General features: G+C 64.2%; 20 protein-coding genes. 10 read left to right on the forward strand and 10 right to left on the reverse strand.

From position 1 onward, the window contains the following. Positions 1-187 precede the first annotated feature (187 nt). From NKK51_RS25065 to NKK51_RS25075, 3 genes are all read right to left on the reverse strand, one after another. On the reverse strand, positions 188-751 hold the full coding sequence (locus NKK51_RS25065) for a TIGR02281 family clan AA aspartic protease (RefSeq protein ID WP_023812572.1): 564 nt from the start codon (positions 749-751) through the stop codon (positions 188-190). 224 nt (positions 752-975) lie between these two features. Then, on the reverse strand, positions 976-1,605 hold the full coding sequence (gene upp / locus NKK51_RS25070; protein WP_023812571.1) for a uracil phosphoribosyltransferase: 630 nt from the start codon (positions 1,603-1,605) through the stop codon (positions 976-978). A 146-nt stretch (positions 1,606-1,751) separates the two neighbouring features. Further along, positions 1,752-2,726 carry an adenosine deaminase gene (locus NKK51_RS25075; RefSeq protein WP_023812570.1) on the reverse strand — a complete coding sequence of 325 codons (975 nt, stop codon included), beginning with the start codon at positions 2,724-2,726 and terminating at the stop codon, positions 1,752-1,754. A gap of 134 nt (positions 2,727-2,860) precedes the next feature. Between NKK51_RS25075 and ubiE the strand changes: the two genes are divergently transcribed. The 6 genes from ubiE (at position 2,861) to coaBC (ending at position 7,485) form a co-directional block, all read left to right on the forward strand. Further along, entirely contained in the window at positions 2,861-3,637 is a 777-nt protein-coding gene (ubiE, locus tag NKK51_RS25080; protein WP_023812569.1) for a bifunctional demethylmenaquinone methyltransferase/2-methoxy-6-polyprenyl-1,4-benzoquinol methylase UbiE, read from the forward strand. A 70-nt stretch (positions 3,638-3,707) separates the two neighbouring features. Next, positions 3,708-5,282: a 2-polyprenylphenol 6-hydroxylase gene (gene ubiB / locus NKK51_RS25085; RefSeq protein WP_352554940.1), complete on the forward strand. Its 1,575-nt coding sequence runs from the start codon at positions 3,708-3,710 to the stop codon at positions 5,280-5,282. Positions 5,283-5,356: 74 nt separating this feature from the next. After that, positions 5,357-5,566 (forward strand): FitA-like ribbon-helix-helix domain-containing protein, encoded by a 210-nt coding sequence (locus NKK51_RS32435; protein WP_502902495.1) that lies wholly within the window; start codon positions 5,357-5,359, stop codon positions 5,564-5,566. Positions 5,567-5,568: 2 nt separating this feature from the next. After that, complete coding sequence (locus NKK51_RS25090; protein WP_127270486.1) at positions 5,569-5,823, forward strand: FitA-like ribbon-helix-helix domain-containing protein; 255 nt, start codon at positions 5,569-5,571, stop codon at positions 5,821-5,823. A gap of 2 nt (positions 5,824-5,825) precedes the next feature. Continuing rightward, a complete protein-coding gene (locus tag NKK51_RS25095; protein WP_352554941.1) occupies positions 5,826-6,227 on the forward strand; it encodes a type II toxin-antitoxin system VapC family toxin in 402 nt (133 codons plus the stop codon). A gap of 25 nt (positions 6,228-6,252) precedes the next feature. Continuing rightward, positions 6,253-7,485: a bifunctional phosphopantothenoylcysteine decarboxylase/phosphopantothenate--cysteine ligase CoaBC gene (gene coaBC / locus NKK51_RS25100; RefSeq protein WP_352554979.1), complete on the forward strand. Its 1,233-nt coding sequence runs from the start codon at positions 6,253-6,255 to the stop codon at positions 7,483-7,485. Positions 7,486-7,570: 85 nt separating this feature from the next. Here the strand turns inward: coaBC and NKK51_RS25105 are convergent, their stop codons facing one another. Further along, the gene (locus NKK51_RS25105) at positions 7,571-8,149 is read right to left on the reverse strand and encodes an invasion associated locus B family protein (RefSeq protein ID WP_023812564.1); all 579 of its coding nucleotides are present in this window, start codon (positions 8,147-8,149) and stop codon (positions 7,571-7,573) included. A gap of 35 nt (positions 8,150-8,184) precedes the next feature. Continuing rightward, on the reverse strand, positions 8,185-15,912 hold the full coding sequence (locus tag NKK51_RS25110) for an autotransporter outer membrane beta-barrel domain-containing protein (RefSeq protein ID WP_352554942.1): 7,728 nt from the start codon (positions 15,910-15,912) through the stop codon (positions 8,185-8,187). Between NKK51_RS25110 and NKK51_RS25115 the strand changes: the two genes are divergently transcribed. The 3 genes from NKK51_RS25115 (at position 15,892) to NKK51_RS25125 (ending at position 17,852) form a co-directional block, all read left to right on the forward strand. Further along, the gene (locus tag NKK51_RS25115) at positions 15,892-16,287 is read left to right on the forward strand and encodes a hypothetical protein (protein WP_352554943.1); all 396 of its coding nucleotides are present in this window, start codon (positions 15,892-15,894) and stop codon (positions 16,285-16,287) included. The two genes, NKK51_RS25110 and NKK51_RS25115, sit on opposite strands and share 21 nt — an antisense overlap. A gap of 636 nt (positions 16,288-16,923) precedes the next feature. Further along, positions 16,924-17,232, forward strand: a complete 309-nt coding sequence (locus NKK51_RS25120; protein ID WP_127270866.1) for a hypothetical protein — start codon at positions 16,924-16,926, stop codon at positions 17,230-17,232. A gap of 143 nt (positions 17,233-17,375) precedes the next feature. Beyond that, positions 17,376-17,852 (forward strand): NUDIX hydrolase, encoded by a 477-nt coding sequence (locus NKK51_RS25125; RefSeq protein WP_352554944.1) that lies wholly within the window; start codon positions 17,376-17,378, stop codon positions 17,850-17,852. A gap of 4 nt (positions 17,853-17,856) precedes the next feature. On the opposite strand, the gene NKK51_RS25130 is transcribed toward NKK51_RS25125, so the two are convergent. The 5 genes from NKK51_RS25130 to NKK51_RS25150 form a co-directional block, all read right to left on the reverse strand. After that, on the reverse strand, positions 17,857-18,708 hold the full coding sequence (locus NKK51_RS25130; RefSeq protein WP_352554945.1) for a citryl-CoA lyase: 852 nt from the start codon (positions 18,706-18,708) through the stop codon (positions 17,857-17,859). Continuing rightward, positions 18,705-19,889: a CaiB/BaiF CoA transferase family protein gene (locus NKK51_RS25135; RefSeq protein WP_352554946.1), complete on the reverse strand. Its 1,185-nt coding sequence runs from the start codon at positions 19,887-19,889 to the stop codon at positions 18,705-18,707. Before NKK51_RS25135 ends, NKK51_RS25130 begins: the two co-directional genes overlap by 4 nt. 15 nt (positions 19,890-19,904) lie before the next feature. Then, positions 19,905-21,428, reverse strand: a complete 1,524-nt coding sequence (locus NKK51_RS25140) for a tripartite tricarboxylate transporter permease (RefSeq protein ID WP_352554947.1) — start codon at positions 21,426-21,428, stop codon at positions 19,905-19,907. Positions 21,429-21,432: 4 nt separating this feature from the next. Continuing rightward, positions 21,433-21,969 carry a tripartite tricarboxylate transporter TctB family protein gene (locus tag NKK51_RS25145; protein ID WP_127290747.1) on the reverse strand — a complete coding sequence of 179 codons (537 nt, stop codon included), beginning with the start codon at positions 21,967-21,969 and terminating at the stop codon, positions 21,433-21,435. A 122-nt stretch (positions 21,970-22,091) separates the two neighbouring features. Next, complete coding sequence (locus NKK51_RS25150) at positions 22,092-23,066, reverse strand: Bug family tripartite tricarboxylate transporter substrate binding protein (protein WP_128303197.1); 975 nt, start codon at positions 23,064-23,066, stop codon at positions 22,092-22,094. Between the two features lie 183 nt (positions 23,067-23,249). Between NKK51_RS25150 and NKK51_RS25155 the strand changes: the two genes are divergently transcribed. Next, on the forward strand, positions 23,250-24,020 hold the full coding sequence (locus NKK51_RS25155) for an IclR family transcriptional regulator (RefSeq protein ID WP_352554948.1): 771 nt from the start codon (positions 23,250-23,252) through the stop codon (positions 24,018-24,020). The last annotated feature ends 116 nt before the right edge of the window (positions 24,021-24,136 follow it).

The following is a 24,136-nucleotide window of genomic DNA, read 5'->3' on the forward strand; positions in this document are numbered from 1 at the left end:
CGCTCGCGTCATCAGATGCTGGCCTCCAATCCAGCCAGCATCTTGAATCACAAACATCCGGCTTTGGGAATCCTACGATTCTCTCAAAATAGGAATCGCTCTAAAGCAATTCCAGGAAAAGTGTGAAACGGCTTCCCGGGAAAAGCGCATAACGCTTTCCCTTGGAAATTACGGAGAACGAACGGCCTTACTGGACAAGCAGCAGCGTGCCGTTCTCGACCTGGTATTTGTCGAGCCGGTTGAGGAAGCTCATGCCGATCAGATTGGTGCGCAGCGCCCTGTCGTCGAGCACGATGGTCTGGACGTCATTGACCGTGATGTTGCCGATCTGCAGGCGGTCGATCATGGCCACGGCCGCCTTGATGGTGCCGTTGGCGGTGTTGACCTCGTGGCTGAAGTCCGAAGCGTTCAGCGACAAGCCGATCCTGCGCGCCGTCGAAATGTTGATGGCGACCAATGTCGCGCCGGTGTCGATCATGCCGTCGATCTGACGTCCGTTGAACTTGAAAGCCGATGAGAAATGTCCGCGCTCGTCAGCCGCGACGACCACCTTGCGGCCCATCGGCAGCGGTGCCGCGGGCTTGTTGGGCATCGATGCCAGATTGACGTCTGGTTGGGCTTCGACCGCTTGTTTGCCCGGCACCGCCGACCTCAGCAGGTTTTCGACGAGTTGCGGATTGGACTGATACACAATCGGTATCGATGCCGATGAACCGGCGAAAACGGCAAGGATGAGAAGTTTGCGCAGCATGGATCGGCCTCGCCGCATGACCCCGAAAATCGGGATCGATTTTCGGAAAGGCTCATGCGCAAAATCAAAGTGCTACAGCGCCCTTTGCGCGTCCGAAATGGACGCGCGGCGCCGTAGTGACAGCCGATCGTTAGACCCGGATGGTGTTTGCCGCTTTAACGCGCGCCAAAACCGCGCCTTTGCGTAAACATTTGGTAAATCGGACCAGGCGACTTCGCCTGATATTACTTGGTCCCGTACATGCGGTCGCCGGCGTCGCCAAGGCCGGGCATGATGTAGCCCTTCTCGTTGAGCTGGCGGTCGATCGAAGCGGTGAAGACGGGAACGTCCGGATGCGCCTTGATGAAGCGCTCGATGCCTTCGGGCGCCGCCAGCAGGCAAAGGAAACGGATGTTGGTGGCACCACGCTCTTTCAGCTTGTCGATCGCCGCGATCGCCGAATTGGCGGTCGCCAGCATCGGATCGACGACGATCACCAGCCGGTCGGCGAGGTCGCTCGGCGCCTTGAAGAAATATTCGACCGCTTCCAGCGTTTCGTGATCGCGGTAGAGACCGACATGGGCGACGCGGGCCGCCGGAACCAGGTCGAGCAGGCCTTCCAGCAAGCCGTTGCCGGCGCGCAGCACCGAGGCGAAGACCAGCTTCTTGCCCTCAAGCGTCGGCGCTTCCATGGTTTCCATCGGCGTCTCGATGGTCGTCGTCGTCAGTTCGAGGTTGCGGGTGACCTCGTAGCCGAGCAGCAGCGAGATTTCGCGCAGCAGCCGGCGAAAGCCGGCCGTCGAGGTTTCCTTCTTGCGCATGATGGTCAGCTTGTGCTGGACAAGCGGGTGGTCGACGACGGTGACGCCCTTCATGGTGTTCTCCTGATGCCTGCGCCCGAAAATGCGCACATGGCCCTTTCGGACGCGCCGCGCTTCAAACTGCATGGGCGAACCCTAGCGGCAATGCGCCGGCCAAGGAACCGCTTGGCCCGCACCGACCACAGCTTTGTCGGCGGAAATCAGCGTGCCGCGCTGCTCAACCGGGCAAGAAGTGCCGTCTTTGTCTTTCTGTCGACGAAAGCGGCCTCGATGGCGGTGCGGGTAACGGCGGCCAGCGCCTTTTCGTTCATCGAGAAATGCTCGGCGGCAATCTCGTATTCCCGCTTCAGCGAGGTCCAGAAATAGGGCGGATCGTCGGAATTGAGCGTCACCTTGCAGCCGGCCGCCTGCAGGGCAGGAAACGGATGACCGGCGAAACTGTCGAACACCTTGAGCGCGATGTTGGAACCGGGGCAGCATTCCAGCACGACGCCCTCGTCGGCGATGCGCCGGACCAGGTCCGGGTTCTCGATGGCGCGCACGCCATGGCCGATGCGGGACGGACGGATATGATCGAGCGCCGCCTGGACGGTCTCCCAGCCCGTCAATTCGCCGGCATGGATGGTGATGCCGAGCCCGGCCTCGCGGGCGATCTCGAAAGCCCTGACATAGTCCTCCATATCGCCGATGCGCTCATCGCCGGCGACGCCGAAACCGGTGACCAGCGGATGCCCGCAGCGCGCCGCGAAGCGCGCCGCCTGCTCGATCGACTCGACGCCGACATGGCGCACGCCGGTGACGATCATGCGGCCCTCGATGCCGGTCTTGGCCTTGGCGCGGGCCATGCCTTCGCCGAGCGCATCGGTATAGGCCTTGGGCGACAGGCCGGCCTTTTTCGCGTGGTCCGGCGAGGTGAACACCTCGGAATAGATGGCGCCATCGCGAGCGAGACTGGTCAGATAGTGGTCGGCCAGCCGCGCATAGTCCTCCTCGGTCCGGAACAGATCGGCGGAAAAATCATAAGCCGCCAGGAAGGAGGTGAAATCGTGCCAGACGAAGGAACCGTTCTGGATATAGGGCGAGGTGTCCTTGCCGTATTTCTGCGCCTGGCGGATGACGAGTTCGGGCGCCGCTGCCCCTTCGATGTGGCAGTGCAGTTCCGCTTTCAAAGGCATTCAACCATCCCGTCGGTCCGTCCAGGTCTCGAAAACCCGCCACCTGGAAGCGCGGCTGAACACCGCGCCTTAAACAATAGCGCCCGCACCATCGATCGGCTATGGTCCCGCCGGTTTTATGACGGATCAAAAAAATGTCAGTTGAGAGAACCACGGCTGCGGGCGGCATGGAAACCTCCTATGGTTTCAAGCGTGTAGGGGCTGCCGACAAGCAGTCCCTGGTCAACGATGTTTTCCACAAGGTCGCCAACCGCTACGACCTGATGAACGATCTGATGTCGGCCGGCCTGCACCGGCTGTGGAAGGACGCCATGGTCACCTGGCTCAATCCTCCCAAAAGGATCGGCTGGCGCGTGCTGGACGTTGCCGGCGGCACCGGCGACATCGCCTTCCGCATCGTCGATGCCAGCCACGGCAATGCCCATGCCACCGTGCTCGACATCAATGGCTCGATGCTGGCTGTCGGCCGCGACCGGGCCGAAAAGAAGGGCCTGTCCGGCAACACCGATTTCGTCGAGGCCAACGCCGAGGAACTGCCCTTCCCTGATGCCACATTCGATGCCTACACCATCGCTTTCGGTATCCGCAACGTACCGCGCATCGAGGTGGCCTTGGGCGAAGCGTTTCGCGTGCTGAAGCCCGGCGGGCGCTTCCTGTGCCTGGAGTTTTCCGAGGTCGAGATGCCGCTTCTCGACAAGGCCTACGAAGCCTGGTCGTTCAACGCCATTCCAAAGATCGGCAAGATGGTCACTGGCGACGGCGAACCCTATTCCTATCTGGTCGAATCGATCGCCAGGTTTCCCAATCAGCAGAATTTCGCGACGATGATTTCCCGCGCCGGCTTCGACCGCGTTTCCTTCCGCAACTATTCCGGCGGTATTGCAGCACTTCATTCGGGCTGGAAGCTTTGAGGCCGGGCCGCATTTCTCACAACCGACGCGTGCTATGCCGGTTCAAAGAGCCGGCAGGATCGGCGCTGCCATGAGCAATGTCAGTGCAGGATTCCGGCTCGTAAGGGCCGGCTGGGTGCTGGTCCGCGAGGGTGTCGTCGCCGCTCTGCCGGGTGAGGAACTGTCCGGCCTGCCGAAGTTCGGATGGCGGATGGCGCGGCTGCTCACCCGCCGCCGCGCGCTGGCCTATGAGCGCAGCGACCGGCTGGCCAAGGCGGTCGTCCGGCTCGGTCCATCTTATGTAAAGCTCGGCCAGTTCCTGGCGACGCGGCCCGACGTCGTCGGCAACGACATGGCGCTCGATCTCGCCACGTTGCAGGACAAGATGCACACCTTCCCCCGGGCCGAGGCCATCGCGGCGGTCGAGGCTTCGCTCGGGCGCAAGATCGGCGCCCTCTATACGCAATTCGGCGACCCGGTCGCCGCCGCCTCCATCGCCCAGGTCCATGCCGCCGACGCTCTCCATGACGGCATTGCCACCAAGGTGGCGGTCAAGGTGATCCGGCCAGGCGTGCGCCGCCGTTTTTTCCAGGATCTCGAAAGCTATTTCCTCGCCGCTCGCCTGCAGGAGAAATACATCCCCTCGTCACGCCGGCTGCGGCCGGTCGAGGTCACCCAGACGCTGGCACAGACCACCAAGATCGAGATGGATCTTCGCCTCGAGGCGGCGGCTCTCTCGGAGCTCGGCGAAAGCACCAGGGACGACCCCGGCTTTCGCGTGCCGTCCGTCGACTGGGAGCGCACCGGCCGCGACGTCTTGACCATGGAGTGGGTCGACGGCGTCAAGATGAACGACATTGCCGGCCTGGAAGCCGCCGGCCACGATTTGAAGGCGATCGCAGCCAACCTCATCCAGTCGTTCCTGCGCCACACCCTGCGCGACGGCTTCTTCCATGCCGACATGCATCCGGGCAATTTGTTCGTCGAGGCAAACGGCACCATCGTTGCCGTCGATCTCGGCATTGCCGGCAGGCTCGGCAAGAAGGAGCGCCGCTTCCTCGCCGAAATTCTCTACGGCTTCATCACGCGCGACTATCTGCGTGTCGCCGAGGTCCATTTCGAGGCCGGCTATGTGCCGCGCCAGCACAATGTCGCAGCCTTCGCGCAGGCGATCCGGGCGATCGGCGAGCCGATCCATGGCCAGCCGGCCGAGACCATCTCGATGGCCAAGCTTCTGACGCTGCTGTTCGAGGTCACCGAACTCTTCGACATGGCGACGCGGCCCGAATTGATCCTGTTGCAGAAGACCATGGTGGTGGTCGAGGGCGTGGCGCGCACGCTCGACCCGGCCTTCAACATGTGGAAGACGGCCGAGCCGGTGGTCGGCGACTGGATATCAGGCAATCTTGGGCCGCGTGGCATGATGATCGATGCGCGTGACGGCGCCAGGGCGCTGCTCACGCTGGCCCGCCAGATTCCCGAGCTTGCGGCGCGCACCGACCGGCTGTCGCGCGAGATCGACCTGATGGCCGAGCACGGCCTGCGCTTCGACGAGACCACCGCCCACGCCATCGGCAAGGCCGAGGCGCGCTACAGCCGCTCCGGCCGCTGGGCACTCTGGGTAATTGCGCTGACGCTGGTCTACATCGCTTGGAAGCTCATCTGAGTGCAGGCAACGACAGCAATGCTGTCATTGCAGTCGGAAATCGAGATCGCTATATTCTACGTAGGAGTGTGCATATGGCGAGGATTACCGTCCGCAATCTGGAAGACCATGTCATGCGGCAGCTACGCGAGCGCGGCGCCGCGCGGGGCGTTTCCATGGAGCAGGAAGCGCGGGACGTGCTCGCCGCATCCGTTGGGCTGCCGACCACAAAAGGTTTCGACCGAACGGGTTTGGCATCTGGGGAAAGGCCCAAGGATCGATCAATCGCAAGAATGCAGGAATAGCCATGGGCACCCTGACGATCCGCAATCTCGACGAGGATTTGAAGCAAAGGCTGCGCGAGCAGGCCGCCAGACATGGCGTGTCAATGGAGCAGGAGGCAAGAACCCTGTTGTTGAAGGATGTAGCGGCAGTCAACAAGCACGACGACGATGTCGTCACGGCAGAGGAAATCCTCGAATTCGGTCGACGATTGCGAAAAGTGGACTTCGATCAGAAAAAACTAACGGATGAGCTCTGGTCCTTCATCGAGGAGGACTGACTGTGGTGATCGACACCTCCGCGATTTTGGCCATCCTCAAGCAGGAGCCTGATGCACCGGTGATAGCCCAGCGCCTCGCCGGAAATCAGCTGATGTTTATGAGCGCCGCGACCCTGATGGAATGTGGCACGGTCGTCGTCGGACGTTATGGGGCGGCAGGCACAGCTGAGTTGAGAGGCCTTCTAAAAAGACTGAAAGTCACGATCGTCGCTCTCACTGCCGAACATGCACAGGCCGGCATTGAAGCCTATGCCCTCTATGGCCGCGGCACTGGCCATCCCGCCAAACTCAACATGGGCGACTGTTTTTCCTACGCCCTCGCCAGGACGCGAAACCTGCCGCTGCTTTTCAAGGGCAATGATTTCATCCATACCGATATCGAACCGGCGCTGAAGCCGGCATGACACTCGATAAGAACTGGTCTTGGGCATGAGCCTCTCCGGCAAGCGCATCCTGCTCATCATCGGCGGCGGCATAGCTGCCTACAAGGCGCTGGATTTGATCCGCCGGCTGCGCGAGCGCGGAGCCGGCGTTCGGGTGGTCATGACATCGGCCGCGCAGGAATTCATCACCACGCTGTCGGCCGGCGCGCTCTCCGCCGACCATGTCTTTACCGAGTTGTTCGACCGCAATGACGAGCACGATGTCGGCCACATCAGGCTGTCGCGCGAGGCCGATCTGCTGGTGGTGGCGCCCGCCACCGCCGACCTGATGGCCAAGCTCGCAAACGGCCACGCCAACGATCTGGCCTCTACCGTGCTCATCGCCACGGACAAGCCGGTGTTGATGGCGCCGGCCATGAACCCCAGAATGTGGGCGCATCCGGCCACCCGCCGCAACCGCGCGACGCTGCAGAAGGACCGCGTCACCTTCGTCGGTCCGGCCAGGGGCGAGATGGCCGAAAGCAATGAAGCCGGCGAAGGCCGCATGGCCGAGCCGCTGGAGATCGTCGCCGCGATCGAGGCACTGCTCGACGTCGGCCCGAAGTCGCTGTCGGGGCGCAAGATCATCGTCACCTCCGGCCCGACGCATGAGCCGATCGACCCGGTGCGCTACATCGCCAACCGTTCGTCCGGCAAGCAGGGCCATGCCATAGCGGCAGCGCTGGCCAGGCTCGGCGCCGATGTGCACCTCGTCTCCGGCCCTGTCGGCATCGCCGATCCGGCAGGCGTGAAGACCATCCATGTTGAACGTGCGCAAGAGATGCGCGACGCGGTGGAACAGCTCCTGCCCGCAGACGCGGCGGTGTTCGTCGCCGCCGTGGCCGACTGGCGAACCGAGAATTCAGCCGGTGAGAAGATCAAGAAGGTCGCCGGCGAAGGGCCGCCGGTGCTGCGCATGGTCGAGAATCCCGACATTCTCGCCGGCGTCGGCCATCACAGCCAGCGACCCGGCCTGGTTATCGGCTTCGCCGCCGAGACGCAGGATCTCCTGCGCAACGCCGAGGCCAAACTCAAGAAAAAAGGCGCCGATCTCATCGTCGCCAACGACGTGTCGCAGGGAAGCGGCGTCGGTTCTTCGGGCGTGATGGGCGGCGATCGCAACCGGGTGCGGATCGTGTCAAAGGCTGGCGTCGAGGAATGGCCGGAGATGAGCAAGGATGATGTGGCGGCGCGGCTCGCCGCCCTGATCGCCGAAAGGCTTAAAACGATCGTCGTTTGAGCTGAAAGACGTTCTGCTGCAGTAACGCACCGCCCTGCCGCGAGACGGCATTCAGGCGGCGCGCTTTAAGTCCTGCGGCTCTACATCAATTGGTCAAAAGCTCGGCGGTTCGGGCAAGCGCGCCGGCGAAGCCGTTGAGCGGAATGGAAAAGCTCACCGCTTGTCCGGTGTCTGCCGCGAAAGCGTCGATCTTCAGTGTGGTGCCTGATTTCAGCAGTGGCGTGACAGTCGCATCGAACACCACCGGCACCAGACAGCCGACGACCTGGCAGGTGTTGAACGCCAGGCTGCCGTCCAGCTTCTGATCGTCGATGGTCAGGCTGACCCCCTTGGCCAGCGCCAGGCCGAACGGCAACGCAAGCGTGCCCGTGGCATCCTCGCCGGTCTTGCTCGACAGCTCGATCGCCAGCAGCCGCTGATTGCTTTGCTTGTTGAATTGCTGATGCGACAGGCTGCAGGTCTTGGCCGTGCCCGATATCTGGCAATTGACCGTCCAGTCGCCGTGGGTTTCAGACAGTGCCGACGCGCCGCCGGGCAACTGCGGCGCATCCGCGGCAGCGGGTGCCGCGACCGCCTTGTCGCTCTTGGTTTGTGCCGCCACGGCCGCCACGCCGACGGTGCAGGCAACACCCAGCATCGCCACGAAATGCGCGTACTTCCTCATCAAGATCCCTCCCGCCCGGCTCCGCCTCGGGCCAGCTAGAAACTGACCTTGAGAGACGCGCTGATCGCGTTCTGTTTAACCGTTTCGCCGAAGGCGCCATTATACCTGACGGACATGCCGACGCCATTGACGCCATTCAGCTCAAGGCCGGCGCCGACCCGATAGAGCGGCGAATCGACGGCCTCCGTCAAGTGCAATGCGGGGTTGCCAGGCAGATTCTCCGCCGCCGCGAAGCGACCTTCGATTTCCCACTCCTTGTCGGAAAACTCCACGCCAGCCTTGCCATAGACGCGAAGGCTGGCAATGTCGCTGAGTGCAAGGTCGGTACCGATCTCGAAAGCCGGCGTCGCCGAATAATACATGTTGGCGCTGCCGTCGAAGTTGAAGGCGGCAACCGAGCCCGCTTCCTTGCCGGAAACACGCAGCCAGCGCGCGTCGAACTGCAGGGTCGGCTGCAGGTAGAAAGCACCCATCTCCTGCGTTATGCCGAGCCGCGCCGAACCGCCGAACTGGGCGGTTTTCTGTGTGTAGGTGACACTGTTGCCGATGCCAGGCAGCAATGCCTCCGGCAGATAATCGCCGATCAGCGTTTCGCCCGGAATGAAGGCCACCTGATCGAGATGCGTATCGCGCTCGCCCTTGAAGGAGCCGGTGCCGCCGCCGAGTGCAAAGTCGATGAAATAGTTCTTGTCGGCATATTTCGCCAGCGCGTACGCCTGCCAGGATTCGCCTGTCGTCGCCGACAGAAGCTCGCCGTTGAAATCAATCTTCGAATCGAATTCGGTCCGGCCTATGGTTGCGCCAAGCGACCAGTGCTGACTGACCTCGCCAAGGCCGCCAAGCGACATCGTCTTCAACACGTCGTCGCGGCTTGTGGTTCCGGCCCCCGCGTCGCGGCTGTACTCGGCTTGCGGACTGATCGACGCCCAGACACAGCGTCCGTCGGGATCCTTGTAGGCGGGAACGCCGGTGCATTCGCGCGCCGCCTCCAGCATGATGTCCGTGGAGCGGTTGATCATCTCGAATGTGTGCACGGCATAGTGCGGCGTCAGCCGCGTCATGGCCGCGCCGAGCTCCATTTCATCGGGCAGGAAGCGCAGCATGTTGATCAACAGCGCCATCGGATTGTCTGGGCTCGATGAAGCCTCGACATCGTCGAGATACTGCGCCATCTGGAAGACGCCGGGATCGGTCGTGCCGGAGTTAGGATCCTGTGCCAACTCCAGGAAAGTCGGATTGTCGGCATAGAGAACCAGATCCGTTCCGCCGACCACCTTGGTCAAGAAATTGAAGCCGACCGCCGGATGCAGCGTCGTCGGCGTGATGCCGGAATCGGTCATCGCCGATCCGGTGGCCAGCACATACTCGGCGAACAATTTGTCGATCGACAGGAAGTTCAACGGCGCCTCGCCATCGAAGTCACCAGCCACCGTTAGTGCAAGGGCATCCGTGATCTGGTTGTTGAGATCGACGTCGGTGACGAAGTCGCCGGAGAATATCTGGGTGAAGCCGCCGGTGACATCCACTTTGGCCACGACGCCGATGCCCTGGTTGGTAAACAGCCCGTCATTGGTGAACTTGCCGCCGCCGAGATCGATGGTCTTGAGGCCGACCATCGAGGCGTCGGCGATATTGTGGAAGCTGTTCGTGCCGCCGCCGAGATCCATGTTGCCGATCACCCGTCCGAGCGTGTCGGCAATCTTCGAATTCTCCACATGGTCATCGCCCGATGTGCCGGTGATAGCCAGTGGACTGAAATCGTCCAGAAGCGATTCCAGGATCGCATTCGTCGGCACGACGGGACCGGGAGCCAACAGGAAGGCCTGAAATGCCTGGAATTGCGATGCCTGGATGGTGAAGCTCGGCGTTGCGCCCATCGCATAGAGCAGGCTGTGATTGATCAGATTGTTGTCGGCACCGCCGACAAGCATCGCCGCCACGCCGGTTCCGGCACCGCCAATCGTGTACTGGCCATTCAGGTTGATGGTGATGTTGCCCTTGGCGCCCTTGGCCGTGCTCTCGCCATAGACAGCCACAGAATCGGCACCTTGCGCGAAGAGGCTGTCGCCTGCCGTCAAATCGACCGCATGGGCATTGCCGGCGCCAGTGGCGCTCTGGCCGAACATCGCATACGAACTTGCGCCCTTGACCCAGACTTGGCTGTCCGTGCTTGCGGCCGACGCCGCGGCGTCGCCGATACCGCCTTGCGAGCCGGCCGCCGACTGGCCCATGGCCAGCGAATCCATGCCGCCGGCGCCACCGCCACCGCCCACCGCCTGGGCAACGATGCCGTGGCCACGGTCGCCATCGGTCTCAATGGCGCCGGACTGGATGATGGTCACCTTGCCGCCGGTGCCGTTGGTGCCGCCAGGCGTGTTGAAGCCGATGGCGTTTGGCCCGCCGCCGTCGTCGTCAGCGCCAAAGCGGCCGAAACCGGCACCACCGATGCCGCCGCCGCCACCGACCGACTGCGCGATGATAGCGATGGAATCCTTGCCCGTCGTCGTGATCGTGCCGGTGCGGATGACGGTAACATCCCCGCCATCGCCGCCATTGCCGCCGAGACCGCCAATGGCCAACGCATTCGAGCTCTTGCCCTTGGCGTCGCCGCCATAGCCGCCACCGCCACCGACCGATTGCGCGACCACGCCGTGCGCGCGCTCGCCATGGGTGATGATGGTGCCGGAAACCGTGACATCGACCTTGCCACCATTGCCGCCATTGCCGCCAAAGCCGCCAAGCTGCAGCGCGACCGAATCATCTCCCGCCGTGTCGGCCGATACCACGCCGCCATAACCGCCGCCGCCGCCGACGGACTGGGCGAAGATGCCGAGCGCCCCATCCTTCCAGGTTTCGATGATGCCGTCATTGTTGACCGTGACATGGCCGCCATTGGAGCCGTCGCCGCTCGGCAGAGAAATCGCGCCGCCGATCGTCATGTCGGCCTCCGAAGCGTTGGCCGCGGCACCCGAAGCACCGCCGCCACCGCCTACCGATTGCGCGAAAATGCCGTGCGAAAGATAGCCGAGCGTGGTGATCTTGCCATGATTGTCGACGATTACGTCGCCACCGCTGCTGCCCCCACCGCCCAGCCCGCCGATCGCCAGCGTCACCGACGTTTCCGCGCTGCCTGTCTCGGTCGAGCCGGCGCCGGCCGCGCCACCGCCACCGCCCACCGATTGCGCGAAGATGCCGTGCGAATTGTCGCCCTTGGTCAGGATCTCGCCCGACCCGAAATTGGTTACATGAACGGTTTCGCCGCTCTTGCCGCCGGTGCCGCCGGCGCCGCCGAGGCTCAAGGTTATGGCCACATTGGAGTCCTTGGCCGAGGTGCCCGAAGCGCCGCCGACGCCGCCGCTGCCGCCGATCGACTGCGCCAGTATGCCGTGCGAATAGGCCTTTTCGGTCTGGATCCAGCCGCTGTTTTCGACATTGACCTTGCCGCCATTACCGCCAACGTTGCCGGACCCGCCCAGTGACAGGTTGACACTGACTTCCGATTCATCGGTATGACCGGTGCTTTCGCCGGCGCCACCGGCGCCACCGCCTCCGCCCACCGACTGTGCGAAGATGCCGATGGAACGCTCCTGCTGGGTCCAGATGCCGGCCGTGGCGAGATTGAAGACGTCGACCTGGAAAGCGCTGCCACCGCCGCCGCCTGCCCCGCCAAGCGCGCCACCGATCGCATATTTACCCAATACGCCCGATGTCGCCGAGCCGCCGACACCACCACCGCCGCCGATCGAGTTGGCGCTGATACCATACGAATCGGCGCCGTCGGTCACGATCAGGCTCCGGTTGGTTACAGAGACCGTGCCGCCATTGCCGGCGCCACCCGCGGCGAGGCCGATCGCCGCGCCGATCCCGACGGACGTCTCGCCTTCGCTGCCTCCGCCAACGATCTCCTCGTCGGTCGAAGCCGCGCCGCCGCCGCCACCGCCGCCGCCGACCGACATCGCCAGGATACCGATGGAGTTGAAGCCCTGCGTCCAGATTACTCCGGAATTGTCGACATGCACACCTGCGCCGATGACGTTGTTGCCGTCATCCAGGCGGAACAACGCCGCATCGTTGCCGGAGCCGCCCGAACCGCCAATGCCGACATTGACGGTGACACTCGTCTCGCTGGTGCCACCAAGATGGAACGCCTTGGCGTTGCTCGATCCGCCCATGCCGCCGCCGCCGCCCAGCGATTGCGCGACGATGCCCGAGGAGAAATCGCTCTTGGTCGTCAAATTACCGGTGTTGATCACGTCGACCGCGCCGGAGATATTGCCGGTGCCGCCCCCGCCTCCGACGGTCACATTGGCCGCAACGTTGACGCCTTGGCCGCCGCCCAGATCGGCGGTCGCACCGTTGGTCGAGCCGCCATTGCCGCCGCCGCCGCCGATCGACTGCGCAAGGATCGCCGCGCTCATGTCGCCATCCGTCTGCACCGCCATGGCATTGTGGACGAGCACATCGTCGCTGACATTGCCGTCGCCGCCGCCGCCGCCGATGCTCACCGTGGCGTTGACGCTGACATTGACGCCATAGCCGCCAGCCGCAGCCCAGGAATCGCCGCCATTGCCGCCGCTGCCGGCAACCGACTGGGCAAGAATGCCGCCAGCTTGGTAACCCTTGGTGACGATGCTGCCGCCGCCGCTGAGGCCGGTATCGACGATCACCAGGTCGCTGCGGCCACCGTCGCCGCCCCAGCCGCCGACAGTAACGCCGAGGCTGACATTGACGCCGTTGCTGACCGAGCCGGCCATCGTGGCCGCACGGCCGCCATTGCCGCCGCCGCCGCCAATCGACTGTGCCACGATGCCGCCCGAACCGACCGCGTCGGTGTCGGCGATGATGTTGCCGTCCGCCCTGACCGTAACCTTGCCGCCAGGGCCGCCATCGCCGCCCTCGCCTCCAACCGAAACGCCGACCGCTGCCGATGCGTAGAAACCCGCGCTGAAGGCTCCGGAATAGGCATTGCCGCCATTGCCGCCGCTGCCGCCGACCGATTGCGCCAGGATGGCTTTGGCGCCCGCGCCTGCGACATGGATGTCACCCTTGTGCGTGACGGTGACCTGATCGCTCAGGTTCGCGTCGCCGCCGCCGCCGCCGATCGCGACGCCAGCCGCACCGAAGACACCGACCGCGACCGCGCCGGCGCTGCCGCCATTGCCGCCGCCGCCGCCGACCGATTGCGCCAGGATGCCGTGCGCGAGCGCGCCCTTGGTGATTATGTTTGCGGTGTTCTTGACCTCGACCTGGCCACCCGCCCCGCCAGCGCCGCCCTGGCCACCGACAGCGACAGCGGCAAAGGCGCCACCGGCGCCCGCCAGGCCTCCATCACCACCTGAACCACCGACCGACTGCGCGAAGATGCCGATCGAAAGGTCCCTGTCAGTGGTGATCCTGCCCGTATTTTCGACATAGACTTTCTGGCTGCCGCCGCCGGAACTGCCGTTGCCGCCAATCGAGAAGGAAGGCCCGCCAACCGTCACCGCAAAGCCACCGGAGCCACCGCCGCCGCCGACCGACTGCGCCATGATTCCGTGCGACTGGACGCCTTCGGTCTGCACGATGGCGCCGTTGATGACATCGACGGTCTTGCCGCCGCCACCGCCGGCGCCCTTGCCACCGATCCCGATGCCGAGGCCCAGGTTCAGCCCTGCGGAGCCGCCGCCAGTGCCACCGCCGCCACCAATGGATTGTGCGACAATGCCCGTCGAGCGATCGCCGATCGTATGGATCAAGCCGCCGCCAATTGTGGCCCTGACCGTCTCGGCCTCGCCGGCCGCTCCGCCTTTGCCGCCGATGCCGATGGTCGCGGCGATAGCGCCGTTGAAAGAAAAGCCGCCATTGCCGCCGCCGCCGCCGATCGATTGAACGATCAGGCCGGCCGAGTCGGCTCCATGGGTGGTGATGGTGGTCGTCGTGGAGTTGTAGACGACCTTGTCCGCGGCGCCGCCGCCGGCGCCACTGCCGCCGATGCCGACGGTCAGGCCAAGGCCGACACCGATGACGCCGCCGCCATTGCCGCCGCCGCCACCGATCGATTGCACGATGATACCGGCCGACCTTTCCTTGAAGGTTTCGACCGAACCATTATAGGTCGCATCGACTGCCTTGCCCGCGCCTGCCGCGCCGCCGCCACCACCGATGCCCAGATTGGCGATCGCGCCAAACGTGCCGACGAAGCCGCCATTGCCGCCACCGCCACCGACGGATTGCACCACCAGGCCGATCGAGTCGGTGCCGTGCGTGGTGATCGATTGCTGTCCGCCATTGGCGGTGCGGAAGAACACGTCGCCGCCATCGCCGCCGCCGCTGCCTTTGCCTCCGATACCGACGCTAGCGCCGAAGAGGGCGCCTTCCACGACAAAGCCGCCATTGCCGCCACCGCCGCCAAGCGACTGGGCGACAATGCCTCCCGACCTGTCCTGCATGGTCTCGACGAAGCCGCCGGTGGTGACGTCGACTTTCCTGGCGAAGCCGCCTGAGCCAGCCGAACCGCCCACGCCGACAGCCACGAGACCCGCGCCACCGAGAGCGAAGCCGCCATTGCCGCCGCCGCCGCCCACCGACTGGGCGAGGATGCCGATGGAATCGGTGCCGCGCGTCGTGACCTTGGCGTTTGCGATGTTGTAGGTGACCTCGTCTCCGTTGCCCGCCGCGCTGCCGCTGCCGCCGACAGAAACGGACACGATGCCGCCAAGCGCAAAGGCGCCCCCGCCATTGCCGCCGCCGCCTCCCACAGACTGTGCGAGGATGCCAATGGCCGAACGACCGTTGGTGTCGACCGTCGGGCCGGTCGCGGCCTGGTTGACGTTGACCACGCCGCCATTGCCGCCGGTTCCGCCGCCGCCGCCGATCGCGACAGCGATTGCCGGGGCGACCGACAGGGCAAAGCCGCCATTGCCGCCACCACCACCGACCGACTGAGCCAGAACGCCATGCGCGCCATCGCCGCTGCCGTCAGCGCCGGTTGTTATCATCCCGCCGACATTGGCGGTGACGGTACCGCCTTTGCCGCCGCCGCCGGCCGAGCCGCCGATCGACACGATGCCGGCTGCCCCGCCGCCATCACCGCCGCCGCCGCCGACCGATTCGACCAGCATGCCAATAGCGCCGAGACCGTTGGTGGTGATGGTCCCGGTGTTGCTACCGGTTGCATTGGCGCCATCATTGCCCGCGCCGCCGGTGCCACCGCCGCCGAACAGGCCGAAAGCGTCGCCGCCGCCGCCACCGCCACCGCCGACCGATTGCACGGCCATGCCGCTGGCGAAATCGCCATGCGTGATGATGCTGCCCGAGTTGCTGCCCGTAGCATTTCCGCCCAAAGTGGCGCCGCCGCCATTGCCGCCACCGCTGACCACGCCGACGCCATCAGCGCCATTGCCACCCACACCGCCTGCCGATCGTACCAGCATGCCGTAGGAGGCGAATCCCGATGTTTCCACCTTGCCGGCGTTGCTTGCCGATGCGGTGCCCCCCGAGGCGCCATCGCCACCATCACCGGCATCGACGCCAAGACTGACGATGTTGTCCCCGCCCTGGCCGCCATTGCCGCCGCTGGCGTTGGAAAAGATGCCGTAGGAGAAGTCGCCCGTCGTCGTGATGTCGCTGGTGCCAGACGCAACGGCGTTGGCGCTGCCGCCGGTGTTGCCGCTTCCGGCGTCACCGCCGAGGTTCACGATCGCGGGAAGCGCGCCGCCGCCGCTGCCGCCATCCCCGCCGACCGCCGAAGCAACGAAGCCGTGATGGCCAGTGCCTGTGGTCAAAATCGTAGCGTTGTTGAGAATATCGACGGATCCGCCAACAGCGCCATTGCCGCCCTCACCGCCATTGGTTTCGAAGGGCGTTCCAGCCAGGCCCTCGCCGCCATCACCGCCATCGCCGCCATTCGCCGTACCGACGAATCCAGATGCGTTGACGTTTATCTGCGGAGCGTTGTTTACGGCTCCAGGGGTCGCATTTGTAATCGATCCGCCGGGATCGCCATTATCGCCATCTGCGTCAAAACCACCAGGTCCCCTGTCCGGAGCATCCGGGCCGTTCTTGTCTATGACGAACTGAGCATGCGCCGCCGGTATCGGCGGAAAACCCACCAGCGCGGTGGCGCCGAGGAGGACTATCAACCGTCCGGCAATCACTGACCGGTGACGGTGAGCCGAGCCCGACGCTTCTGGCACTCGTGGCGCCGGCCCCAGTTTGAACAAAGTCCACGTTTGCGCCGCACGGAGCGCACAAGGCGAGATGATGTCAAGCAGCGCTTGGCCAAGCGCTGCTTGCTGGGATACCTCTGCCAAGTAGGTATCGGCAGCGTCGATATCGGAACCCGAAACCGCGAATGCGTGTTTGATGGCAAAGCCACCACGCTTTGGAAACAAAGCCATGCACCTACCCCCCGTTTAACGGGGCGCGCCTCAATGCCTGGTTGAGTCCGACGCCGCCGCTATGCTCTGCTCATGCAATTGCAATAAGGATGCCGGCACTGTGCAATAAGGTTCAATGCATTAAAACAGAGCATCCGCATTCCCACTTGCGGAGCTCTGACTCAATTAGAATACATTAACTTATGCCGGATGAAACCGAAAATTTACGTGGGAACACTGACTAAAGCCGCTGACGTTTCATAGTCGTCATATGACGACTATCTGCGGTTCGCGGCTGGAATCGCAGAACAAAGCGATTGGACTGCCCGATTTCGTGATGCTCGACCCGCTGGCCATGGCATCGCCGCGCAAACGTCCTATATCAGTGGGCAGAGTTTTTTGCGCGGGAATGAGCGAATGTCGGCACTTCGGCCATCAACGATCTTCACAGTGGCAATGCTGGCCACGGCAGTGCTGGCGGGCGTTTGCCTGCCGGCTTCCGCACAAGCGCTCAATTCCGCTACCGGCAACAATGCGCTGATCCGGCAGAACGACCTGCAAATCCTGCAAAACAGGATACAGCGGCAGCAATATCAGCAGCAACAGCAGCAGTACCGCGCCCAGGACCGCCAGATCGTTCAGCAACCGCCCCCGGTCGTGCAGCAGCTCAAGCCAAGCTGCCAGACCCAGATAATCGGCACCACCGCCGTGAGCAATTGCCGCTGACAACAAGGCCTTTTTCATTTATTTAGCCGACTTAGGTATTTCGAGTGTCTTTCGGCATATGCGAAAGTTTTGGCGGCACATGCGAAAGTTTTGGTTTTGCAACGACGCCTTGTCGCGCTATGCGGCATCGACTGGATTGACGAATGGCAGCCACCAAGAAGAAAGCCGTACGCAAGGCAAAAAAGGGCGAAAGAATCCGCCAGGTGGCGGCTATTCCCTTTCGGCTGATCGCGCGCGGCGACATCGAGGTCATGCTGGTTACGTCGCGCACCACCAGGCGCTTCATCGTACCCAAGGGCTGGCCGATGAAGGGCAAGAGCGGGCGCAAGGCGGCCACCATCGAGGCGCAGGAGGAAGCCGGCGTACTCGGCAAGACGCTGAAGGAGCCGGCAGGCACCTATTCCTACTGGAAGCGGCTGGCCAATCGCTTTGTCCGCGTCGACGTCATCGTCTATCTGCTCGAGGTAACGGAGGAACTGGCCGATTGGCAGGAAGCCAAACGACGCCAGCGGGCCTGGCTGGCACCAGCCGATGCGGCCATGCTCATCGACGAGCCGGATCTTTCAACGTTGGTGAAGACGCTGAAGCTTCCCCAGCCTATGCAGGTGGACAAGGCGTAAAGCCTCACTCGCCGGGGTCATCGCTTTCGGGAAACGGCCGCACCGGCGTGCCGGTATAGGCCCACAGCCACTCGCGCGGCAGCGGCCCCTTGTTTCGCTCGGCCTGCTGCGACTGCTCCCAAGCATGCGCCAGGATGCCGACCGAGCGCGACAGCACGAAAAGCCCTCGCGTCAGCGGCGGCGGAAAACCGAGTTCGCCATAGATGACGGCGGTGGCGCCATCGATGTTGAGCGGTATTTTTTTCCCCTTGCGGCGTTCGACGTCAGCCTCGATCGCAGCGGCGATGTCGGCGAAACGTCCATTGACGGCACCGCGTGCGGCGAATTCGCGGATCAGTTCCAGCAAGCGCGGCGCGCGCGGGTCGACGGGATGGAAGCGATGTCCGAGCCCCGGCACATAGCCCTTCTCCTCGGCGAAGAACCGGTCGAGCCGCGCCGAGACCGCCTCATTCAGCGTCATCCCGGCATCGATCGCCACGGCAATGTCACCATAGAAGGAAAGCGCCTGCTCGCCGGCGCCTCCATGCACGTCGCCGAGAACGTTGATGGCCGAGGCCATGGCGCTGTTGATACCGACGCCGCAGGTTGCAGCCATGCGCGCGATGGCGATCGATGGCGCCTGCGGTCCGTGGTCGACGGCGGCACCGAGCGCAATGCCGAGCAGCGCGGCCTGATCCTCGCTGGGCAGTTCGCCGCGCAGCATCAGCCAGATGACAGCCGGGAAGCTGACGCGGCCGATCAGATCCTGGATCTCGTAGCCGCGCAGCCGGATGACACCAGGCCGCATCTCGATGATGTCGGTCTGCCACCATTCCTCGCCGCGCTCACGGCCTGTCTTCTTCTCCGTGCCGCTCATGCGCTTGCCTTTGTCTTGGCGCGCGGTGGCAGGTCGGCGAACACCTCGCCCATATGTTCGCCGAGCGCCGGCGGCGGCTTTGTCGGCAAGGGCGCCTCGCCATCGACCATGAAGCCGCCGCGCAGAACGGTCAGCGGCCTGTCCATACCAGCCACATCGTCGAAATTCGCGGTCACCTGGCGTTCGAGGACTTGCGGCTCGGCCAGCACTTGCGGGATCGTCAGCACCCTGCCGGCAGGCACGCCGGCGCGATTGAGCATCTCTTCCCAGGCCGCAGCCGGCGCGCCCGCCAGGGCGTGCTCGATCTCGACTTTAAGCGCCGCACGGTTGCGCTTGCGCGTCTCGCGCTCGGCAAAGCGGGCATCCAAGGCCAGTTCCGGCCGGCCGATCAGCCGGCACAGCGTCACGAACTGTTCCTGCTTGTTGGCGGCGATATTGATGAGCCCGTCGCCGGTGCGAAACGCACCGGAGGGTGCCGCCGTCATGTTCTCATTGCCCATCGGCTTGGGGTCGATGCCTGCGGTCAGATAGTTGGAAACCGGCCAGCCAAGCGCGGAAAGTGTGCATTCGAGCATCGAGACGTCGAGAAAGGCACCCTCGCCGCTCGTCTTCTGCCGCACCAGCGCCGAGGTAATGGCGAACGCGCCGACCAGCCCGCCAAGCGTGTCGGCCACGGGATAGCCGACCCGCAGCGGCGCCGTCTCCGGCGTGCCGGTGATGCTCATGATCCCCGACAGGCCCTGGATGATCTGGTCATAGGCGGGATTGTCGCGCATCGGCCCGGTCTGGCCGAAACCCGATATCGCGCAATAGACGAGGCCGGGACGGACCGCCTTCAGCGCCCCGTAGCCAAGGCCGAGCCGATCCATCACGCCCGGGCGGAAATTCTCCACCAGGGCGTCGGCGCTGGCCACCAGATCGAAAAAGCGCTCGCGATCGGCTTGCTTCTTGAGGTCGAGCACCACCGACCGTTTGCCGGCGTTCTGCGCCAGGAACGATGCGCCCATGCCGGCGCTGTTCAGCTTTGGCGAGCCGCCGAGCTGGCGGGCCAGGTCGCCGCCTTGCGGCGCCTCGACCTTGATCACGTCGGCGCCGAGCAGCGCCAGCTGATAGGCGCAGTAGGGACCGGCCAGCACATTGGTCAGGTCGAGGACGCGGATACCGGAAAGCAGTTCTGTCATGGCATCATGGATCGATCAGGCATCGCCGGGCACATGCTCCGGTCCGCGCCGACGCCGATGCTCGATGAAGGCCCAAATATGCGGGCCGGCGAGGCCGATGAAGGCGAGCGTCAGCAGCGTCAGCGACAGCTTGTGGGTGTAGAACACCGACCAGTCGCCATTCGAGATGGTCATCGCCCGGCGGAACTGGGTTTCGGCGAGCGGCCCAAGGATCATACCGATAATGACAGGCGCGGTCGGGAAATCGAACCGCCGCATCAGGAAACCGGCCGCTCCCAGCAGATAGAGGATGACGAGGTCGATGGGCGACTGCGAAATACCATAGGTGCCGACCGTCGCGAACACCAGGATGCCGGCATAAAGCTGCGGCGCCGGGATTTTCAGCAACCGCACCCACAGGCCGATCAGCGGCAGGTTGAGGATGACCAGGATGACGTTGGCGATGAACAGGCTGGCGATCAGCCCCCAGACGAGATCGCCCTGGGTCGTGAGAAGCAGCGGTCCGGGATTGATGCCGTAGCTCTGGAAGGCCGACAGCATGATCGCCGCCGTCGCCGACGTTGGCAAGCCGAGCGTCAGCATCGGCACCAGCACGCCGGCTGCCGAGGCATTGTTGGCGGCCTCGGGGCCGGCAACGCCTTCGATGGCGCCGACCGTGCCGAACTCCTCCTTGTGCTTCGACAGCTTCTTTTCGATAGCGTAGGACAGGAATGTCGGGATCTCGGCGCCGCCGGCCGGCATGGCGCCGATCGGGAAGCCGATCGCAGCGCCGCGCAGCCAGGGTTTCCACGAACGCCCCCATTCGGCTGCCGTCATGTAGAGCGAGCCCTTCAGCGGCACGATCTCGTCCTTGCCGGCATAGCGGCGCGAGGCCATGTAGAGTGTCTCGCCGACGGCAAATAGGCCAACGGCGGCGATGATGACATCGACGCCATCGAGCAGTTCGTTCGTGCCGAAGGTGAAGCGCGGCTGGCCGGTCTGCAGGTCGACGCCGATCATGCCGATGACGATGCCGGCGAACAGGCTGGTCAGGCCGCGCACCGACGACGAGCCGAGCACCGCCGAAACGGTGATGAAGGCCAGCACCATCAGCGAGAAATATTCGGCCGGACCGAAGGCCAGCGCGAATTTGACCACCACCGGCGCCAGGAAGGCAACGCCCATAGTGCCGATCGTGCCGGCGACGAACGAGCCGATCGCCGACGTGGCGAGTGCTGCACCGCCACGGCCGGAACGCGCCATCCTGTTGCCTTCCAACGCAGTGACGATGGTGGCGCTTTCGCCGGGCGTGTTGAGCAGGATCGACGTCGTCGAACCGCCATACATGGCGCCGTAGTAGATGCCGGCGAACAGGATGAAGGATGCCTCCGGCGCCACCTGATAGGTGATCGGCAAAAGCAGCGCGATGGTCAGCGCCGGCCCAAGACCGGGCAGCACGCCGATGGCGGTGCCGAGTGTGGTGCCAAGCAGGCACCACAGAAGGTTGACCGGGGTGAAGGCGACCGAGAAGCCATGTGCGAGATGTCCGAGCGTTTCCATGGCGTCAGCCCCTCAACACGGTGATGAACGCATCGATGACCGTGTTCAGCTGGTTCTCGATGAAACCGGCACCGATGTTGACGCCAAGCGCCCTGGCGAAGCCGAAATAGGCGGCCAGCGCCAGGATCAGGCCGAGCACTGCGTCACGCAGTGTGCGCTTGCTGCCGAAGCCGTAGCAGACCAGAACGAACATAATGACCGAGGCGGCGGTAAAGCCGAGCGGCTGGATCAGCACCAGGTTTGCCACCAGCCCGATAACGACGATGCCCATCGCCTTCCAGTCGGTCGGCGTTTCCTTTTCTTCCTCCGGCTGCCAGCCGCCGCGCAGCGCTGCGAGGATGAGCAGCAGCGAAAGCACGATCATGCCGGTCATGGTGATATAGGGAAAGACGGTCGGCCCGACCTTGGAATAGAGCGGCGACACCGGGATCGCCAAGGTCTGCCAGGCTACGGCCCCGGCGCAGGCGAGAAGCCCGACGCCGATCAACAATTCGGGCATGGCAAGGCGCGGGGGCGCCGCCTGAGGGTCGCTGGTGCTCATCGGTGTCCTCCCAAGGTGGCCGGCATCCTCCAGCCGACCGCATCCGCAGTTTCGCCGCATCATATGTCCATGCGGCAGGCGAGATGGGAAGGGGGCGGCACTCTAACCGCCCCCTGAAGACATCAGGCGAGGCCGAGATCCTTGAGGATCGCGGTGATGCGGGCCGTGTCCTCGGTGAGGAATTTTGCGTAGTCGTCGCCAGTCAAAAGGATGGGCGTCCAGTTGCGGTTTTTGCACTCGGTTGCCCATGCATCGCTCTTGGCCATGGTCTCGATCATTGTGACCATCGCCGCCTTGTCGGCGTCGGAAATGCCCGGCGGTGCGAAGACGCCGCGCCAGTTGAACAGCTCGACATCGATGCCGGCCTCCTTCAGCGTCGGCGCATCGATGCCGTCCTGGCGCTTGTCTGCCGAGATGGCGAGCAGCCGCAGCGCGCCCGCCTTGACCTGCTCGGAGAACTCGCCAAAGCCGGAGATGCCGGCCGCGACCTGGTTGCCGAGCAGCGCCGACAATGCCTCACCGCCGCCGGCGAACGGCACGTAGGACAGGTTTGTAGCCGGCACGCCGACCGTCTTGGCAATCAAGCCGAACAGGATGTGATCCGAACCGCCGGCGGAGCCGCCGGCGACGGGAACTTTTGTCGGATCGGCCTTGAGCGCGGCGACGAAATCAGCGGCCGTCTTGAACGGCGATTCCGCCGGCACGACCAAGGCCTCGAACTCGCCGGTGAGGCGGGCGATCGGGGTGACTTGCGTCAGATTGTTCGCGGCCTTGTTGGCAATGATGGCGCCAACCATGACCATGCCGGCAACCATCAGGGAATTGCCTTTGCCGTTCCACTGGCTGATGAATTGCGGCAGCCCGACAGTGCCGCCGGCGCCGCCGACATTGGTGATCTGCGAACCCGAGATGAGCTTTTCACTGCGCAGCACCTGGTCGATCGTGCGCGCCGTCTGGTCCCAGCCACCACCGGGTGCGGCAGGCACGAAGAGCTGTATCTGGGGCGCGCCTTCGGCGAAAGCGGGAGAAAGATGCGACGTCATCAGCCCGGCACCCACGGCTGCGGTGCTCATCAAAAATCTGCGTCTGTTCAGCATGGGGATTCCTCCAAATCACGACACCTCCTCCGGTGCCCGCCAAAACGCGCCTGCATCCAGACCCGTCATCGATTTCAAGCAGATGTTACGGAGTTCTGTCAACGGAAACGATATTCTACTGGACAGAACGATTTGGCGGCGCGACAGAGTCGCGTGCTCGGCTTTCTTCAAACTGGAACCGCCATGGACTCGCCAAGCAAATCGGCAAATGGGGAAATAGATCGCACCTCGGCGGACGGTGTTGCCGCGCTTGATCGGGCCATTGCCATCCTCGATGCCTTCACCACGGATGACCGGTCGCTCAGCCTGGCCGAAATCGCGGCGCGCACCGGCCTCTACAAGAGCACCATCCTGCGGCTTGCGAATTCCCTTTTGCGCGGACGATTGCTCGAGCGCCTCGACAACGGGCGCTACCGCGTCGGACCCGCGACCTTTCGGCTCGGTGCGCTCTACCAGCGTTCGGTCGTGGCGGTCGATATCCTGCTGCCGATCATGCGCGATCTTTCCGAGCGAAGCTGGGAGAGCGTTGCCTTCTATGTTCGCTCGGGCGATGTCCGCACCTGTCTCTACCGCGTCGAATCCAAGCACCCGATCCGCTACACGATACGCGAAGGCGACGTATTGCCTTTGCTGCTCGGCTCGGGCGGCCGCGTGCTCGCAGCGTTTTCGGGCCAGCAGGGCGACCCCTACGAGACCATCCGCAAGACCTGCAACTGTCTCGCCGTCGGCGACCGCGATCCCGATACGGGGGGCGTGTCGGCGCCGGTGTTCGGCCCGGGAGGCGTCCTGCTCGGCGCCTTGACCCTGGCTGGGCCCAGCACGCGCGTCGACGCGGCATTTCTGCAGCGCATGAAGCGTCCGCTGCTCGAGGCGGCGGCCCGCGCCACCCGCGCCTTCGGCGAGGACGCCTCCATGCTGGAGCGGGCAAGCCTGGCAGCGGACGCCATGCCGTAGAATGCGTCCCGGTTGGAAGGCTCGCTCAGGTCAATTTGACCAGAACCACACGGCGGTTCTTGGCGGGGCCCGCCTCGTCATCATTGCTGGCGACAGGCGCCATCATGCCGGCGCCG

It is taken from the genome of Mesorhizobium sp. M0011 (genome assembly GCF_040324155.1).
Taxonomy (GTDB): Bacteria; Pseudomonadota; Alphaproteobacteria; order Rhizobiales; family Rhizobiaceae; genus Mesorhizobium.

Excerpts from the sequence above, each read along its gene's own strand:
- NKK51_RS25120 (WP_127270866.1), top strand. The coding sequence starts at position 16,924 with ATGTCGGCACTTCGGCCATCAACGATCTTCACAGTGGCAATGCTGGCC.
- NKK51_RS25075 (WP_023812570.1), bottom strand. The coding sequence starts at position 2,726 with ATGCCTTTGAAAGCGGAACTGCACTGCCACATCGAAGGGGCAGCGGCG.
- NKK51_RS25065 (WP_023812572.1), bottom strand. The coding sequence starts at position 751 with ATGCTGCGCAAACTTCTCATCCTTGCCGTTTTCGCCGGTTCATCGGCA.
- NKK51_RS25125 (WP_352554944.1), top strand. The coding sequence starts at position 17,376 with ATGGCAGCCACCAAGAAGAAAGCCGTACGCAAGGCAAAAAAGGGCGAA.
- NKK51_RS25135 (WP_352554946.1), bottom strand. The coding sequence starts at position 19,889 with ATGACAGAACTGCTTTCCGGTATCCGCGTCCTCGACCTGACCAATGTG.
- NKK51_RS25145 (WP_127290747.1), bottom strand. The coding sequence starts at position 21,969 with ATGAGCACCAGCGACCCTCAGGCGGCGCCCCCGCGCCTTGCCATGCCC.
- coaBC (WP_352554979.1), top strand. The coding sequence starts at position 6,253 with ATGAGCCTCTCCGGCAAGCGCATCCTGCTCATCATCGGCGGCGGCATA.
- NKK51_RS25105 (WP_023812564.1), bottom strand. The coding sequence starts at position 8,149 with ATGAGGAAGTACGCGCATTTCGTGGCGATGCTGGGTGTTGCCTGCACC.
- NKK51_RS25115 (WP_352554943.1), top strand. The coding sequence starts at position 15,892 with ATGGCCAGTGCCTGTGGTCAAAATCGTAGCGTTGTTGAGAATATCGAC.
- NKK51_RS25090 (WP_127270486.1), top strand. The coding sequence starts at position 5,569 with ATGGGCACCCTGACGATCCGCAATCTCGACGAGGATTTGAAGCAAAGG.
- NKK51_RS25155 (WP_352554948.1), top strand. The coding sequence starts at position 23,250 with ATGGACTCGCCAAGCAAATCGGCAAATGGGGAAATAGATCGCACCTCG.
- ubiB (WP_352554940.1), top strand. The coding sequence starts at position 3,708 with ATGAGCAATGTCAGTGCAGGATTCCGGCTCGTAAGGGCCGGCTGGGTG.
- NKK51_RS25130 (WP_352554945.1), bottom strand. The coding sequence starts at position 18,708 with ATGAGCGGCACGGAGAAGAAGACAGGCCGTGAGCGCGGCGAGGAATGG.
- NKK51_RS25140 (WP_352554947.1), bottom strand. The coding sequence starts at position 21,428 with ATGGAAACGCTCGGACATCTCGCACATGGCTTCTCGGTCGCCTTCACC.
- ubiE (WP_023812569.1), top strand. The coding sequence starts at position 2,861 with ATGTCAGTTGAGAGAACCACGGCTGCGGGCGGCATGGAAACCTCCTAT.
- upp (WP_023812571.1), bottom strand. The coding sequence starts at position 1,605 with ATGAAGGGCGTCACCGTCGTCGACCACCCGCTTGTCCAGCACAAGCTG.
- NKK51_RS25150 (WP_128303197.1), bottom strand. The coding sequence starts at position 23,066 with ATGCTGAACAGACGCAGATTTTTGATGAGCACCGCAGCCGTGGGTGCC.
- NKK51_RS32435 (WP_502902495.1), top strand. The coding sequence starts at position 5,357 with ATGGCGAGGATTACCGTCCGCAATCTGGAAGACCATGTCATGCGGCAG.